This window comes from Frankia sp. Hr75.2 (assembly GCF_949319125.1).
Classification (GTDB): Bacteria; Actinomycetota; Actinomycetes; order Frankiales; family Frankiaceae; genus Parafrankia; species Parafrankia soli.
In genome coordinates, this window is the sequence record NZ_CASGGV010000244.1 from 37,053 (window position 1) to 52,348 (window position 15,296).

The 15,296-nt window shown below is 74.5% G+C and carries 16 protein-coding genes; 4 read left to right on the forward strand and 12 right to left on the reverse strand.

What is annotated here, in order from left to right; genetic code table 11:
- The first annotated feature begins 215 nt into the window (after positions 1–215).
- Complete coding sequence (locus AC559T_RS17295; RefSeq protein ID WP_498869418.1) at positions 216–1,808, forward strand: S8 family serine peptidase; 1,593 nt, start codon at positions 216–218, stop codon at positions 1,806–1,808.
- A 59-nt stretch (positions 1,809–1,867) separates the two neighbouring features.
- On the opposite strand, the gene AC559T_RS17300 is transcribed toward AC559T_RS17295, so the two are convergent.
- Positions 1,868–2,890 (reverse strand): glycosyltransferase, encoded by a 1,023-nt coding sequence (locus AC559T_RS17300; RefSeq protein WP_498869402.1) that lies wholly within the window; start codon positions 2,888–2,890, stop codon positions 1,868–1,870.
- A gap of 55 nt (positions 2,891–2,945) precedes the next feature.
- Positions 2,946–4,160, reverse strand: coding sequence for a glycosyltransferase (locus AC559T_RS17305; RefSeq protein ID WP_071059192.1), 1,215 nt, complete (start codon positions 4,158–4,160; stop codon positions 2,946–2,948).
- Positions 4,161–4,349: 189 nt separating this feature from the next.
- Between AC559T_RS17305 and AC559T_RS17310 the strand changes: the two genes are divergently transcribed.
- Complete coding sequence (locus AC559T_RS17310) at positions 4,350–5,576, forward strand: glycosyltransferase (RefSeq protein WP_498869403.1); 1,227 nt, start codon at positions 4,350–4,352, stop codon at positions 5,574–5,576.
- A 64-nt stretch (positions 5,577–5,640) separates the two neighbouring features.
- On the opposite strand, the gene AC559T_RS17315 is transcribed toward AC559T_RS17310, so the two are convergent.
- From AC559T_RS17315 to AC559T_RS17360, 10 genes are all read right to left on the reverse strand, one after another.
- Positions 5,641–6,294: a PIG-L deacetylase family protein gene (locus AC559T_RS17315; RefSeq protein ID WP_020458433.1), complete on the reverse strand. Its 654-nt coding sequence runs from the start codon at positions 6,292–6,294 to the stop codon at positions 5,641–5,643.
- A gap of 144 nt (positions 6,295–6,438) precedes the next feature.
- The gene (gene pth / locus AC559T_RS17320) at positions 6,439–7,026 is read right to left on the reverse strand and encodes an aminoacyl-tRNA hydrolase (protein WP_498869404.1); all 588 of its coding nucleotides are present in this window, start codon (positions 7,024–7,026) and stop codon (positions 6,439–6,441) included.
- 17 nt (positions 7,027–7,043) lie between these two features.
- Positions 7,044–7,670, reverse strand: coding sequence for a 50S ribosomal protein L25/general stress protein Ctc (locus tag AC559T_RS17325; RefSeq protein WP_071059186.1), 627 nt, complete (start codon positions 7,668–7,670; stop codon positions 7,044–7,046).
- A 278-nt stretch (positions 7,671–7,948) separates the two neighbouring features.
- Positions 7,949–8,596 carry a hypothetical protein gene (locus AC559T_RS17330; RefSeq protein WP_083390610.1) on the reverse strand — a complete coding sequence of 216 codons (648 nt, stop codon included), beginning with the start codon at positions 8,594–8,596 and terminating at the stop codon, positions 7,949–7,951.
- The gene (locus tag AC559T_RS17335) at positions 8,593–9,393 is read right to left on the reverse strand and encodes a DUF6286 domain-containing protein (protein WP_498869405.1); all 801 of its coding nucleotides are present in this window, start codon (positions 9,391–9,393) and stop codon (positions 8,593–8,595) included. The genes AC559T_RS17330 and AC559T_RS17335 overlap by 4 nt, the downstream gene beginning before the upstream one ends.
- Positions 9,394–9,500: 107 nt before the next feature.
- On the reverse strand, positions 9,501–9,899 hold the full coding sequence (locus tag AC559T_RS17340; RefSeq protein WP_498869406.1) for an Asp23/Gls24 family envelope stress response protein: 399 nt from the start codon (positions 9,897–9,899) through the stop codon (positions 9,501–9,503).
- Positions 9,896–10,135, reverse strand: a complete 240-nt coding sequence (locus AC559T_RS17345) for a hypothetical protein (RefSeq protein ID WP_112105068.1) — start codon at positions 10,133–10,135, stop codon at positions 9,896–9,898. Before AC559T_RS17345 ends, AC559T_RS17340 begins: the two co-directional genes overlap by 4 nt.
- 51 nt (positions 10,136–10,186) lie before the next feature.
- Positions 10,187–10,639 carry a hypothetical protein gene (locus AC559T_RS17350; RefSeq protein WP_112105067.1) on the reverse strand — a complete coding sequence of 151 codons (453 nt, stop codon included), beginning with the start codon at positions 10,637–10,639 and terminating at the stop codon, positions 10,187–10,189.
- Complete coding sequence (locus AC559T_RS17355; protein WP_235013694.1) at positions 10,629–11,039, reverse strand: hypothetical protein; 411 nt, start codon at positions 11,037–11,039, stop codon at positions 10,629–10,631. The genes AC559T_RS17350 and AC559T_RS17355 overlap by 11 nt, the downstream gene beginning before the upstream one ends.
- Positions 11,036–11,608, reverse strand: a complete 573-nt coding sequence (locus AC559T_RS17360; protein WP_112105066.1) for an Asp23/Gls24 family envelope stress response protein — start codon at positions 11,606–11,608, stop codon at positions 11,036–11,038. The genes AC559T_RS17355 and AC559T_RS17360 overlap by 4 nt, the downstream gene beginning before the upstream one ends.
- Before the next feature lie 414 nt (positions 11,609–12,022).
- On the opposite strand from AC559T_RS17360, the gene AC559T_RS17365 reads away from it, so the two are divergent.
- Both AC559T_RS17365 and AC559T_RS17370 read left to right on the forward strand, forming a co-directional pair.
- A complete protein-coding gene (locus AC559T_RS17365; protein ID WP_498869407.1) occupies positions 12,023–13,198 on the forward strand; it encodes a 4-(cytidine 5'-diphospho)-2-C-methyl-D-erythritol kinase in 1,176 nt (391 codons plus the stop codon).
- 94 nt (positions 13,199–13,292) lie between these two features.
- Positions 13,293–15,182, forward strand: coding sequence for an ABC-F family ATP-binding cassette domain-containing protein (locus tag AC559T_RS17370; protein WP_498869408.1), 1,890 nt, complete (start codon positions 13,293–13,295; stop codon positions 15,180–15,182).
- The last annotated feature ends 114 nt before the right edge of the window (positions 15,183–15,296 follow it).

A 15,296-nucleotide genomic window follows, 5' to 3' on the forward strand; every position in this document is an offset into this window, starting at 1 on the left:
TGCCCACCCTCCCCCGTACGGATATGACCTACATCACGTCATGTAGCCGACGTGTGTCTTGGTGAACCGACGGCCTGTCGACTCGCAGACAAACGACCGCACAACACCGAGGATGTGGAAAGCTCGCCTACGGACATGGTGTGTGCGTGTTCGTGGCGTGATGCGTATCCCCCGGTCCGCGCCGCGCGGAGCGTCCGAAGGCAGGTCAGGTAGTGATGGGTCACCGAGGCGGCGCCAGCGGGGCCCGGGCCGGGCGGCGCCCGTCGGCCGGAGTCGCCGGCGGGGTGCTGACGGCGGTGCTGTCGGCGGTGCTGCTGCCCGGCGCCGCGGCCGTCGCCACGGCCGGCACAGCGACCGCCGCGACGCCCCAGCAGGCTGTCCCGGATGCGAGCGCCCGGCCGGCCCCGCGGGCCGCCCCCGCGCCGACGGCCGCGGCGCCGGGCCGCTCCCCGTCGGGCGGGCTGCCGTCCAGCGGGTTCTCGTCCACCAACGAGCAGTGGTACCACGAGAGCCTCCGGCTCGCCGAGGCCCACCGGGTGAGCCGCGGCAGGGGCGTCATCGTGGCGATCATCGACGGCGGGGTGGACGCCACCCATCCGAAGCTGAGCGGGCAGCTCCTCTCCGGCGCCGGGGTCGGTGCGGACGCCGCTCTCGACGGGCTGCGCGACGACGACCCCGACGGCCACGGCACGGCCATGGCCGGGCTGGTCGCCGCCCGCGGTGACGTCGGTGACCCGGCTGTGTGGGGGGTCGCGCCCGAGGCGAAGATCCTGCCGATCTCCACCGGCGAGGAGGCCGACTCCGAGGAGGTCGCCCGTTCGGTGCGGATCGCCGTCGACCGGGGGGCGGGCGTGATCAGCATGTCCCTCGGCTCGGTGGGGCGGGCGACGAGCGCGGAGGAGAGCGCCGTCCGCTACGCGCTCGCGCACGACGTGGTCGTCGTGGCCTCGGCCGGCAACACCGAGCCGGGCGACACCGAGGTGAACTCCCCGGCGAACATCCCGGGCGTGATCGCCGTGACCGGATCGGACTACCGCGGGATGTTCTGGGGCGGCTCGGTCCAGGGGCCGGAGGCCGTCCTGGCCGCGCCCGGACCGGGCATCCGGGCTCCGGTGCCGACCAGGGTGTCGCCCGACGGCCTGGACACCGGAGGCGGCACCAGCAACTCGGCGGCGATCGTCGCCGGGGTGGCCGCGCTCGTCCGCGCCGCGAAGCCCGGCCTGGACGCACCCAACGTCATCAACCGCCTGATCCGCACCGCGCTCGACATGGGCCCGGTGGGGCGCGACAGCCAGTATGGCTTCGGGCTGGTCGAGCCGGTGGCCGCGCTGACCGCCGAGCTCCCCCTCGTGGACGGGAACCCGCTGCTCACCGCCCCGATCCCACGCACCGGCAGCAGCGCGGACGGCGGCAGCGGGGCCGGGGGCGGCGCCACCCCCGACGGGGCCATCCCGGCCCTGCCGACACCGCCGCTGCCCGCGGCCGCCACTCCCCCCGTCGCCGCGGCCAGCCCCGACGAGGGTGGGGACGGCCCGTCCGCGCTGACCTGGATCGCCGGGCTCGGCCTCGCGGCGTCGGCGGGTGTTCTGCTCGGGGCGCTGGCGTACGTGCTGGCCGGCGCCCGGTTCGCCGCGACGCCGGGCCGCCGCCGGGTCACGGCCGGGGTCACGGGGCCGGGCGGTGGCCAGCACGCGACGGCGGCCGTCCCGCCGGCCCCACCGCATCCGGCCGGGCCGGCGGCGGGAGGCCCGCGCACCCCCGGTGGGGGCGTTCCCGTCGACACCCGCGGGTGGCGGACACCGCACTGACGCTCGGGACGTCCGAGGCGTCAGTGTCAGCAGGCCCTGGCGTCAGCAGGGCCCTGGCGTCAGCGCGGCGGGGGGCCGACCAGCAGGCCCTTGATGTAGGCGGCGTGCTCGTCGGCCGTGGCCCTGCGGCCCCGCACCCGGGAGAGCACCGTACGGCCCGCGTAGCCGGCGACGAGCATCGAGCGCATCACGTTCACCCGCGCCGGGGCATTGTGCTTGCGCAGGTAGCGGACCATCGAGGCGCCGCGCATCTGCAGCATCCACGTCTTGCCGGCCCCGGAGCCGCCGGCGCCGTGCGGGACGAGCAGGTCGGTGCGCAGCTGCTGGCGCATCCCCGCCTCGCGGATCGCCCGGCCCAGCGCCATGTCCTCGTTGTAGACGTAGAACGTCTCGTCGAAGCCGCCGAGCTCGAGGAACGACTGCCGGCGGACGGCCATGCAGGCCCCGGTCAGCCACTCGGGGCTCATCGGCCGGTTCGGCGTCGGACGGGCGAACAGCGCCGACGACGGGGCGATCTTGTGGGCTCCCAGGACGTGCATGAGCACCCGACGGGGGGTCGGCTCCCAGCCGCCGTTGCCGAGCTCGGGCTTGTCGTCCTGCCCCTTCATGGTCGCCGCGCTCACGACCAGGCCGGGGTCGCCCTCGAGGTCGGCGACGAGCGTCCTGATGACCTCGACGGTCGGCCGGCTGTCCGGGTTGCCCAGCACCACGTAGTCGTACGCGGACGAGCGGATGCCCATGTTGGCCGCCTTCGCGAAGCCCTTGCCGCCACCGGAATCGATGTAGCGGCCGTTCGGCCGGTCGGCGAGGAGCTCGTCCACCCGGTCGACGCCACTGGCGTTGTCGACGACGACGACGGGCATGTCGATCGGCAGCGTCGCGAACATCTGCTCGAGCTGGTCACGGCTGTGGAAGCTCACGAGCTGGAGCTCGAACGACCAGCCGTCCACGGCCGGCCGCACGGCGGGCACGGCTGGCACCCTGGCGGGCGCGGCGGCGGGGCCGTCCGGAGCTGGTGTCTCCAGGGTGGAGCCGGCAGGTGTCGCCTGGTCGGCAACCGAGTCGGGTGCGATGTCCGGCACGGGTCTGTTCCTCTCAGCTCGCCGCTCGGAACGGTCAGCTCACGACGGACGACAGTCACACAACGGACACGGAGGCACCGGCCCCGGACGCGCTGGCGGGGTCGATGTCGGCTTCGGACGCCGCCGGCTGCGCCGGCACGGGCTGCCGGTCCGGCTTCGGCCAGATCGCCGGCCGGTCACGGGCCAGGAAGCGGCGGACGCCGCCGAGCGCGACGGCCTGCAGGAAGAAGACCTGGGCCACCAGGCGGCTCGGCCCGGGCGGGGTCCCGCCCCGCATCAGGACGCCGGCGCTGGCCGCACCGGCGGCGTTGCCGAGCAGGAACAGCCGGGCGCCCCAGCTGTTGCGGGCCGCCGGGACGCTGATCGCCACCAGCGCGACGTGGGCCAGCGGGCCGAACGAGGACCGGACGAGCCGGTGCCCCCACAGCTGCGAGGTGACCGGCAGCGCGCCGGGCACGAGCGCGGCGCGGCGCCGCCAGAGCATGTCGAGGTTGCCGGCGACGATGCGGGTGCGGCGCTCCCACTCGGCGGCGTAGTCCGGCGCGGAGGTCTCGATCGAGTAGGCCTCGGGCTCATAGACCACACGCAGGCCACTTTCGAGGATGTCGAGCGCCAGCCAGGCGTCGTCCACCGCGGTGTCCTTCGGCAGCGGCCGGAACGCCTTGCGGCGGAACGCCAGCATCTCGCCGACCACGCCGATGGTGGCGCCGGTCGCGGACTCGCGCTGCTTGAGCCAGGACTCGAACGTCCAGTAGAAGCCCTGGGCACCGGCCGGGTCGTCGACCTGCTTCTCGCCGGCGACGGCGCCGACGGACTCGTCGGTGAAGTGGCGCGCTGCCGCGCGCAGCGAGTGCGGGGCCAGCACCGCGTTGGCGTCGGTGAGGACCACGACGTCGTGGCTGGCCGCGGCGACACCGCGGTTGACCGCGCGGGCCTTGCCGAGCCGCTCCCCGGACGACAGGACCCGGACGCCGGGACGGCGGGCGGCCGTGGCCGTCTCCGCGTCGTCGGCGACGACGATGATCTCCATCGGGCCGGGGTAGTCCGTACCGGCCAGCTCGTCGAGCTTGGTGCCGATGACCGCCGACTCGCGGTAGGCGGAGACCACGACGCTGAGGCCCGGCCACACGTCCGGCTCGGCGGGGACCGACGGCGCAAGCCCACGACTGCGGTACCCGATGTAAGCGGGATACAGAACATGGCCGTACACGGCGGTCGCGCCGAGAACCGCGATCGCGGTGCCCTTCCCGAATGCACGAGCTCCTGTCATGCGACAACCGTAGCGGTGCCTCTACCAGGTGCCGGAATGGGCTACCCGCCACCTTACCGGGGCGATCACCGACGCGGGCCGCGCGAAACCCGTCCCTGCCCGCCCGGACCCGCTGTCCCGGCATGTCCGCCGGTGTCCCTGCCGCTCCCCTGCCGGGCGGTCGCGGGCCCCGGGACTACAGTTACTCGGATGAGCGACTCCGAGCGCTGGATCGTCGTCGTCGAGGAGCCCTTCCTCCCCGCGGATGCCGGCGGGCGGGTGGAGACCTTCAGCTTCCTCACGGCGGCCTCGGCGGCCGGTATCCGGATGCAGGTCCTGGTGCCGTCCCGCACCGACCTGGACATCGCGGCCTACGAGGACGCCGTCCCCGGCGCGGCGGTCATCCGCCTCCCCCGGGACGACAGCCCATTGGCGCACCTCTCGCCGCGGCCGTTCACGCACGCGTCCCGCCCGGTGGGCCCGCTGCGCCGGGCGCTGGAGAACACCCCGCCGCGCGCCGACTCCGTCATCAGCTACAGCTGCCGGACGTCGCATCTCGGCGAGGAGATCGCGCGGATCTGGCGGCTTCCCCACCTGGTGCGGGCGCACAACATCGACTCGGAGTTCTTCCGCGTCCTGGCCCGGAACTCCACGGGCCCCCGCGCGGTCGCCTACGAGCTCGAGTACCACCGCCTGCGGCTCGCCGAGCAGGCCATGCACCACTCACCGCTGGTGAACGCCATCGCGGACATCTCCGTGGAGGACCACGAGTGGCGCCGCAGGCGGGCGAGCGTCCCGACGTTCCACCTGCCGCCGTTCCTGCCCGCCAGCACGGTCGCCGAGGCCCGCGCGGCCGGCGGCGTCGCGGACACGGAGCGGGCCGGCGAGCGCCTGGTCTTCGTCGGCTCGCTGGACACGCCCACCAACATCGAGGCGCTGCGCTGGTTCCTGGGCGGCTGCTGGCCCACGATCCGGGTACGTCACCCCGCGGCCGTCCTGCAGGTCGTCGGCCGCCGTCCGGAGGACGGCCTGGCCGAGTGGCTGGCCGGCTTCGACAGCGTTGAGCTGCACACCGACGTGCCGAGCGTGCTCGGCTACGTGGCCGGGGCGACCGTGTCGGTGAACCCGATGCGCTCCGGGTCCGGGGTCAACATCAAGGCGATCGAGGCGATGTCCGCCGGGACGCCCGTCGTCAGCACCCCGACCGGCAGCCGCGGCCTGGGCTGGCGCCCGGGCGAGCACCTGCTGGTCGCCGACGATCCGGGCGCGTTCGCGGACGCCGTCTGCGGGCTGCTGGACAACCCCTGGCTCGCCGCCGAGGTCGGGACGGCCGGGCGCGAGTTCGTCCTGCGCGAGCTCGATCACGCGACGCTCATCGACCGGGTCCGGGGCATGCTGGCCGGGCGCACCGAGGAGACCACAGCTCAGACCGCTTGAGACGGGGCTGGCGGGGCCCCGCACCGGCCCTGGTCACCGGGGGTGGCCCGGTGACCCGGTCAGGTCACCAGGCGAGTGTCAGTTTGCGGGCGTCGAACGCCTCGGCGTAGCGGCTGCCGCACTCGACGCCGCGCAGCCGCATCGTCGCGCGGAACGTCTCCTCGTCGAACCAGATCCGGTCGTGCTGGCTGCTGAAGTGCCGCTGGAGATGCTCCACCTTGGCCGCCACCACGTCCTCGGGCACCGGTACGTAGAGGCTCGGGGCGCCGCGGTCGCTCTCCCACTTGGGGATCTCGTAGCCGAGGATCAGCGCGCCGCGGAAGGCCTGCCAGGCCAGTTCGGCCAGCATGCGATGGTCCTGATGGGCGTCACCGAGCGAGGGCGCGAAGACGATGTCCGGGGTCACCTGCCGGGAGATCTGCAGCAGCATCTCCTTGACCCCGCTCCACTCCCGGGGGAGGAAGCCGTCCCGCACCTCGTGCAGGTGCAGGGAGCCCAGGGACGAGCCGAGCAGCTCGCGCGCGCTCGCCTCCGCCTCGGAACCCCGCTCACCGCTGCCGGAGAAGACCACCCAGTGGACCACAGTGTCCGGATGGGCGGCGATCATCTGCGAGATCGTGCCGCCGGCGCCGATCTCCACGTCGTCCGCGTGCGCGCCGAGAGCCACCACCGTGTAGGCGCTGCCCTCGACCGGGCGGCCCGGCGTCAGCGCGAGCATCGCATGCTCCTCTCGGTCACCGGCCACATGGCGGCCCAACCTACCCGGATCCGCACAGCGGAACATCACCGATACCGTCTACACCAGCGCGCTCGCGCACCCGCGGGCGAACACGGTAGCGGTGTGTTCCCTCGCGGGTGCGCGTCAACCGGCGTGGAAGCGGTTCTGCGCGGCCGCGAGTTCCTCCTGGAGCAGCGACTCGACGGCGTCCGCCGCGTTGTCGACGATCAGCGGGAGCGCCTTGCGCTCGACCGGGCTGAAGTCGCGCAGGACGAAATCCGCCGGATCCATCCGCCCGGGTGGCCGGCCGATGCCAACCCGGACCCGCAGGTAGTCACGCGAGCCCAGCGACGAGGTGATCGAGCGCAGCCCGTTGTGCCCGTTGTCCCCGCCGCCGCGCTTGAGCCGGATGGCGTCGAACGGGATGTCCAGCTCGTCGTGGACGACGATCACCCGGGAGAGGTCGATCTTGTAGAACGCCCGGACAGCGGCCACCGGCGGCCCCGAGACGTTCATGAACGTCCGCGGCCTGGCGAGAACGACCGAGCGCCCAGCGAGCCGCACCTGGTCGATCTCGGCCCGCGAGCGGTGGGACCGCAGCCGGGCGCCGGTGCGCTCGGCCAACAGGTCCACCACCATGAAACCGATGTTGTGCCGGTTCCCGGCATAGCTCGCGCCTGGGTTGCCTAGGCCGACGACGAGCCAGGGCCCGTCATCGGCAGGGGCTTCCATCCGCTCGCCGGAGCAGATCAGGCCGAGGCAGCCGGGGCGGCGGCCGTGCCCTCAGTGCCCTCGGCGGTCTCGCCGAGATCGGCCTCCATCTGGGCGACCGTCCGCTTGGCCAGGCCCTGGACGACGACGAGCTCCCCGTCGGCCTCGAGCTCGACACCCTGCGGCAGCTCCAGCTGGGCGGCCGTGATGCCGTGACCCGCCTCGAGGCCGGTGATGTCGACCTCGATCCGGTCCGGCAGCGACGCCGCGTCGGCCTTCACCGACAGTGCCGTGACCTGCTGGTCGACCAGGGTGTCGGGGTCGGCCTCACCGATGAGGACGAGCGCGACCTCAACCGAGACGTGCTCGCCCCGGTTGACCAGGACCAAGTCGACGTGCTCATAGCTGCCGCGGATCGGGTGGCGCTGGACCTCCTTGGGCAGCGCCAGCTCCGTCTGGCCCGACAGCTCCAGCGTCAGCAGGACGTTGGTGCCGGCGTCGGTCTTGAATGCGTGCAGCAGATCGTGAGCGGGCAGCGCGATGTGGCGCGGCGGCTGGCCGTGACCGTAGAGAACAGCCGGGACCTTGCCGGCCCGGCGGGTGCGACGAGCCCCGCCCTTCCCGAACTCGGTGCGCGGCTCCGCGGCGATGCGGACCTCGGACATGGGGGCGCTCATCCTTTCAGCAATGTGAACTCGGCGCCTGGCGGTCACCGACCGCCGATCACCAGGAGATGGTGACTCAGCGGCGAAAGGTGGCTCAGCGCCGGACGGCGGGGCCGCGCCATCATGGACGCGGTCCTCAACAGTACCGGAAGCTTCGCTGTCAACACCCGACAGGTGTCGTGTCGCCCCGACCTCGCTGCCGCGGTTCCCCCCGCCCGGCTCGCGAAAGCGCGCAAACTCCCCGGCGCGGTGCGCCCGCCGGCTCACCCTGGATGGCGTCAGCGCACCCTGGCCGGCGGGCCGGCGTGTACCGCGAGATCGATCTCGGCGCCGAGATCCGGGCGTCCCACCGCACGGCGCGCCCGTGGCAGCACCCGCTCCTCGACGTCGGAACGGACGGCGCGGATGTCCGCCCCGGCATCCGCCTCGACGGCCAGCTGGAGCACCGGCCGGCGCGGCCGTCCGCGCACGACCACCCGCACCGCGTGCACCACGGGGTTCGCGACCAGGTCCGCCGCGACGGCGTCCGCGAGCGCGGCGGTGTCGAGGTGAACCCCGCCGACCTCGTCGTCAGTCACATAGAGACCACGGAGCCGGCTCGTCCGGGCCTGGGCGACCAGCCATCCGACGGCGCACAGGGCCACCACGCCGGCGGCCGTGCCCACGACCGGCCAGAACCACCCGTGCCGCGCCGCGAAGGAGCGGACATCCCCCCCGAGCACGGGCCGATCGGCGAGCGCCGGGCCGAACAGGCCCGATCCGGCCAGCAGGACCAGCACTCCACCGCCCAACAGCACCAGGCCGACCAGCACCAGGAGGACCTGGTTACAACGGTCCACCACCGGGATGAAGGCGCGCGTCGGCGCGGGTGAGCCGGCGCCGGCCGACGGAGCCGCGTGCCGGGCCGGAACGCCGCCGCGGGTCATCGCCGGCCCCCGGGCGTCCCCGAGCTGGCGGTGCCGATCTCGCGCTTCGTGCCCGGCGCCGCGGCGGCCGGCGACGCACGCCAGGCCCCGGGCACGGTCCGGGCCGCGGCCGAGGCGGGCTCGGGCGACACCGGGGGGTTCGACGTTGACAGCGACGACGCCGAAACCGGCGAGGTTGACGTCGACACCGACGAAAGCGAGGGCGACACCGACGAAGCCGAGGACGAGGGCGACACCGGTGGGGCGACGAGCCCGTGGCCGGAACGCCGGCCAGGGCGCTCGGAGCTCGTCGTGAGCATCAGTCGCGGCGGGCGCAGCAGGTCGAACGACTCCACCCTGCGCACCAGCCGCGCCCGGGCCTCGACCATCACACCGGTGGACGTCCGCGGCCGCAGCCGGGCGCGGACCACGGCACGCCGCCGCCGCACCCGGACCGAGACGGCCGAGACCCCGTCCACCGCGAGCGCGCTCTGCCGCAACGCCCGCACGAGTGCCCGGCGGGGAACGAACACCGCCGCGCCGGGCGTGGTCGGACGGGTCCGGAAACGCGACCTCGCGCCCAGCCGGGCGCAGAGGAACAGCACGCCGGCGCCGACGAGCACGACGCACACCCCCACGAGCCGGACGGCGCCGCTCGACCACGACCAGTCACCGAGACGCGCCGACCAGGCTGGCCAGTCGACCAGAGCGGGCCCGTGCCCGCCCGCGGCAACGATGATCTCCACCAGTGCGATGACGCCGGCGGCGGCGAGCACCGCCGCCACGAGCGCCGCAAGGACGCGGTTACCGGCCCGCATGGCGCCTCCCTCCCGCGCCGAGGGGGTTCGAACCGCCGGTCTCCGGCACGGACAGAACAACCGGCACGGTTCGGCCTGCCCGCGAGCGGCCACGCTGACACGCCGGGTCACGGGCCCGCCCCCGCGGACAGCAGCGGGATGTCGATGTCGATGCGGGCGACGGGCAGCCCGGCGAGCGCGGCCACCCGTTCGCGCACCCTGTCCCGGACGGCCTGCGTGGTCTGGCTCACCGAGGCCGGGTAGGTGATCGACAGCGTCAGCGACACCCAGGCCGCTCCGTCGACCACCCGCGCCGTCGCCTCGGGACGACCGCTCGGCCGGCCACCGGGCGAGCCGTCGCGCAGAAACGCGGCGACCCTGGTCGCCGCCCGGAGCGGCGGGCCCGCGACAGCCTCCACATCGGCGGCGGCGATCGCGGCGATCTTCGCCACGACCCGCTCGGCGACCAGCAGCCGGCCCGGACCGCCGGCGCCGCCGCCGCCGCCGCCGAGATGATCGGGGCTCACGGCTGTTCCCGGCCCCGGCCGCCGCCGGGGAACCGACCGCGGTCCCGGCCCGGCCGCGACTGGTCGAACCGGCCCCGGTCGAACCGGCTGAGGTCGATCTCGCCGTCGACGAGCTTCCCGACGATCAGGCCGAGGGCCCCGAAGAGCAGGACGATCAGGAACTCGCCGAACCCGCCGAACGCGAGCGCGAGGCCCGCGACGAGCCCGGCGATCAGTCCGAGCGCACTCGATCGCATCCGAGGTCCTCCCTCACCGGCACTGCCAGCAACCTGGCACGCCGCCCGCTCTCACCAGCAGCGCCAGTGACCTGGCGTGCCGCTCGTTCCGGACCGGTGCGCGCCGCCTCCTGCACGCCGCGTCACCCTGATTCCCAGTCTCGGCCGCGTGGCCTTGGCCTTCCAGTTCGCGGCCCGGGCCCTCCAGTTCGCGATCTCCCAGTTCGCGCCCTCCCGGCGGACCAGCCGCGCACGGGCCCGCCCGAGTGGGCCACGCTTTCGGTAGAAGGTCACGGTCGGGGCCGGCCTCGTTCCGTCCGGACCGCCCCCGACATCACCGTGGCCACCGCCGCCGGGCCTGCCGCCAGGCCCGATATCTGTGCGACCGCCGCCGGCACCGGCCGCGGTGAACGCCCGCAGGCCGGCCTGGAACGCCTCGGGATCGCCGCCGCGGTCCGGGTGGTTGTCGAGGATGAACCGCCGCCGCGCCGCCCGCGCCCGCGCGGCGCGGGGGTCAGGTGACACCGACCCAGGCCGGGACGTCGACCTCGAGATCATCGATGATCACATCGATCCGGGGACAGCCCGGGGCCGCGAGGGCCACCGCCGCCCGGACCTGCGCCGCGAGCTCAGCCACGGTCGGCCCGAACCGGCAGACCACGCGAACCGTGATCCCCTCCGGCCTGGCACCGGCCGCCGCGCCGTCCCGGGGAGCCATGCCGTCCCGGAGCGTGACGCCCGCGGTCGGTCGGCCGACCAGTCGGACGACGTCCGGGCAGGCACGCACCCGGGCGGCGACCTCGTCCATCTCGGCGATGCCGGCCCGGTACATGTCAGCTGGTCCGGCCACATCAGCCGGCACGGGGACGTCGACCAGACCGGGCGGGTCGGCCGGTGCCGGACGGGCTGGCTCCCGCGCGGTCAACGGACCCGTGGCGGGGCCTCCGCCGCCTCGTCGTCGCCGATGTAGACGTCGTCCACGGCGATGTTGACCTCGGTGACCTCCAGGCCGGTCATCTGCTCGACCGAGTCGACGACGTTGCGACGGACCGCCTGCGAGAGGTCGACGATCGAGACGCCGTACTCGCAGACGACGTCCAGGTCGATCGCGGCCTGCCGCTCGCCCACCTCCACCGACACGCCCTGCGACACGCTGGGGCTCGTTCCGGGCAGGTGTGCTCGGAAGGTGCCCATCGCGCGGCTGCCACCGGTTCCGAGAGCGTGGACCCCGGTCACCTCCCTGGTCGCGACACCGGCGATCTTGCGGACCACGGAGTCCGCGATCGATGTCCGTCCCTGCGCCGTCACCAGCTCGGTGAAGGCACGCCGGGCGGGAGCCGTGGACCGCTCGGCCACGCCGTTCCAGTGGCTCTCCCCCGACCGGGCCCGGTCGGGCCCACCGGGCCGACTCTCCCCCGCTCCCTTGGCAGTGCCTGTCTCGACTCCCTTGGCGGTGCCTGTCTCGACGCTCTGTGTCCGCGTGGTGGTCGTCATCGCTGCTCCTCCCGCGTCACCGTGCCTCCGCCCGGCCGGCGGCGCCGTGACGACTTAGGGCCGCGGCGGCTTGGGCCGCGGCGCGCGCCCGGTGGCCGGGGAGGTCACCGGTGCCGTCCACCCGACGAGGTACCCGCCCCGCCCGGGCTAATACGTCCCCGCCGGAACGGGCCGGTACGTCCCGCCGGAACCGGCTGGTACGTCCACGCAGGAAGCGGCCGGGCACCCGGGAGGCGGGTAGCGGACACCGGAACGCACCCGGAGGCGCCAGAACCGGCGGGACGCAAGAGCCGCTCCGCCGCCGCGACCGATAAGTTGAGCACGGGCCCCTACGTTGAGCGCGGGCCCCGGTGACCAACACCGGCCATGCCGAGTGCGCTCGCCGCGAGCGACGCCTGAGCCAAGGAGCGTCCGTTGCCTCGATCGCATCCGGGTCGACGCGCCACCGAACCCGGCCGCCCCCTGCCGACCGTCACCGTTCGCGCTCCCGCCAAGGTCAACCTCCACCTCGGGGTGGGCCCACGCCGGCCCGACGGCTACCACGAGGTGACGACGATCCTGCAGGCCGTCGCGCTGTACGACGACATCACCGCGACGTCGGTCCCCCCGGAGTCACTCGCCGGGCCCGACGGCGCCGGCCCGGTGTTCACCGACGAGGACCCGATCGCGGTCACGGTCGGCGTCGCCGGCGAGGGCGCGCGACCGGCGACGTCAGACGACGCGGACGGCGCTGGCGACGGCCCGGGTGGTTCCCCGGGTGACACCGGCGCCGAGCCGTCCGTCTCGGTGGTGCCGACCGGTAAGGACAACCTGGCTGTCCGCGCCGCCTACCTGGTCGCCGAGGCCGCCGGGATCCGCGGCGAGGCCGTCCACCTGACGCTGTCGAAGGGCATCCCGGTCGCCGCCGGGATGGCCGGCGGCAGCGCCGACGCGGCCGCGGCCCTGCTCGCCTGCGACACGCTGTGGGGCGCCGGCCTCGACCGCGAGACCCTCGTCGCGCTGGCCGCCAAGCTGGGCAGCGACGTCCCGTTCCCGCTCTCCGGTGGGACGGCGCTGGGCACCGGCCGCGGTGAGCAGCTCACCGACGTCCTCGGGCGCGGCGAGTACCACTGGGTGTTCGCGCTCGCCGACGGCGGGCTGTCGACGCCCGCCGTCTACGGCGAGTTCGACCGGCTCTCCGAGGGCAGGCTGCGCACCGGGCCCACGCCCGCGGACGCTGCCCTGAGCGCCCTGCGCAGCGGGGATCCGGCGGAGCTCGGAGCCGCCCTGGTCAACGACCTGCAGCCGGCGGCGCTGCGGCTGCGCCCGTCCCTGCGGCGGGTGCTGGAGAGCGGGCTGGAGCTGGGCGCGATCGGCGCGATCGTGAGCGGATCCGGGCCGACCTGCGCTTTCCTCGCCCGCGACGCGGCGGCGAGCGTCTCGCTCGCCGCGAGCCTCGCCGGCATGGGCGTCGCGCGCGCCGTCCGGCGGGCCCACGGCCCGGTCGCCGGAGCACGGGTGATCCCGGCGGACCCGGCCGGTCCGGGTGGGGAGCCGGGCAGCTCCGCGGCGCAGTCCCCGCCGCTTTCCCCCTCCTCGTCACCGGCGTGACCCGCCCGCCTGCATACTCGGACACGTTCCGGGCACGGGACGCGTCCGAGTACGCGGCGGATGTCACGGTCGAAGTCGTGGGGAGAATCGTCGCGTGAGCCCGGTCGTTGTCTCGTTGGAGAGCGTCTCGGCAGCGCACGGCACCCGAACGCTGCTGGACGGCGTCGGCCTCGGGCTCGACATCGGCGAACGGGTCGGCGTGGTCGGCCGCAACGGAGCCGGCAAGTCGACCCTCCTCAACATCATTTCCGGGACGCACCCGCCCGACTCGGGTCGGGTCGTGCACGCCGGCGGCACCCGGGTCGGCGCCCTCTCGCAGGCCGACTCGCTGCCCGGCGGCACCGTCCGCTCGGCCGTCGTCGGCGACGTGCCCGACCATGTCTGGGCGGCCGACCCGCGGCAGCGGGCCGTGCTCACCGGCCTCGGCCTGATCGACCGGCTCGACGAGGAGACCGGGCCGATGTCCGGCGGCGAGCGCCGCCGCGTCGCGCTGGCCCGCCTGCTCGTGCAGGAACTCGACCTGCTGATCCTCGACGAGCCGACGAACCATCTCGACGTCGAGGGCGTCGCCTGGCTCGCACGCCACCTCGCCACCCGGCGCTGCGCGCTGATCGTCGCCACCCACGACCGGTGGTTCCTCGACGAGGTGTGCGACCAGGTGTGGGAGGTCGTCGACGGCCGGGTCGACGCCTACGAGGGCGGCTACTCCGCCTACGTGCTCGCCCGGGCGGAACGCTCCCGGCGCGCCGACGCGACCGAGGCCCGCCGGCAGAACCTGCTACGCAAGGAGCTGGCCTGGCTGCGCCGCGGCCCGCCGGCCCGCACCAGCAAGCCCCGCTTCCGCATCGACGCCGCCAACGCGCTGATCGCCGACGAGCCGCCCGCCCGCGACAGCCTTGAGCTACGCACCTTCGCGGCGTCCAGACTGGGCAAGGACGTCTACGACGTCGAGGACGTCGACCTCACCGTCGGTGACCGCACGCTGCTGCGCGACGTGACCTGGCGGCTCGGCCCCGGCGACCGGATCGGCCTGGTCGGCGTGAACGGCGCCGGCAAGACCTCTCTGCTGCGGCTGCTCATCGGCACCCTCGAACCGGGCGCGGGGCGGGTCCGTCGCGGGGCGAGCGTGCGCCCGGCGATCCTGTCCCAGGAGGTCACCGAGCTGCCCGGCGACCTGCGGGCACTCGAGGCGGTCGAGCAGGTCGCCCGCATCCTGGCGGTGGAACGCGGCCGGGAGCGCACCGCCGGCCAGATGCTCGAGCAGTTCGGCCTGCCCTCGAGCCGGCAGTGGACCAGGGTGCGCGACCTCTCCGGCGGCGAGCGCCGCCGCCTGCAGCTCCTGCGTCTGCTGATGGGACGCCCGAACGTCCTCCTCCTGGACGAGCCCACGAACGACCTCGACACCGACACGCTGACCGCGCTGGAGGACCTGCTCGACTCCTGGCCCGGAACCCTCGTCGTCGTCAGCCACGACCGTTACTTCCTGGAGCGGACCTGCGACGTCGTCTGGGCCCTGCTGGGCGACGAGCGGATCCGGATGCTGCCCGGCGGCGTCGAGGAGTACCTGGCCCGGCGCGCGGCGGCGGGCGGCTCCCCAGGTTCCGGGACGGCCGGTTCGGGTGCCTCCACCGCCTCGGGTGGCTCGGGGCGTTCCGCTGGTTCAGGCGGCTCCGGTGGCTCGGGCGGCGGCGCGGGGGGTCCGGCTGGGCCGGGCTCGGCCGCGGGCTCCGGGCAGGCGTCGGGAACGGACGCGCGTCCGGCCCTGAGCTCGGGCGAACTGCGTGCGGCCCGCAAGGAGCTGGCCCGGTTGGAACGGACCCTCGAGAAACTGGGACGTCGCGAGTCCGAGCTGCACAAGGCGCTGGCCGAGGCCGCCACCGACCACGAGCGCATCCTCACCCTCGACGCCGAGCTCCGCGCCCTCACCAGCGAGAAGGACCAGACCGAGGACCAGTGGCTCACCCTGGCCTCCAAGATCGAATAATCCCCCGCAAGGCCGCTCCGGCACCCGACCCGGGGCTCGGGTCGGGTGCCGGGGCGGAGAGACAGATGCCGAGGTCGAGAGCCGGGACCAGCGGCGCGGGGAGTGGACGACGCC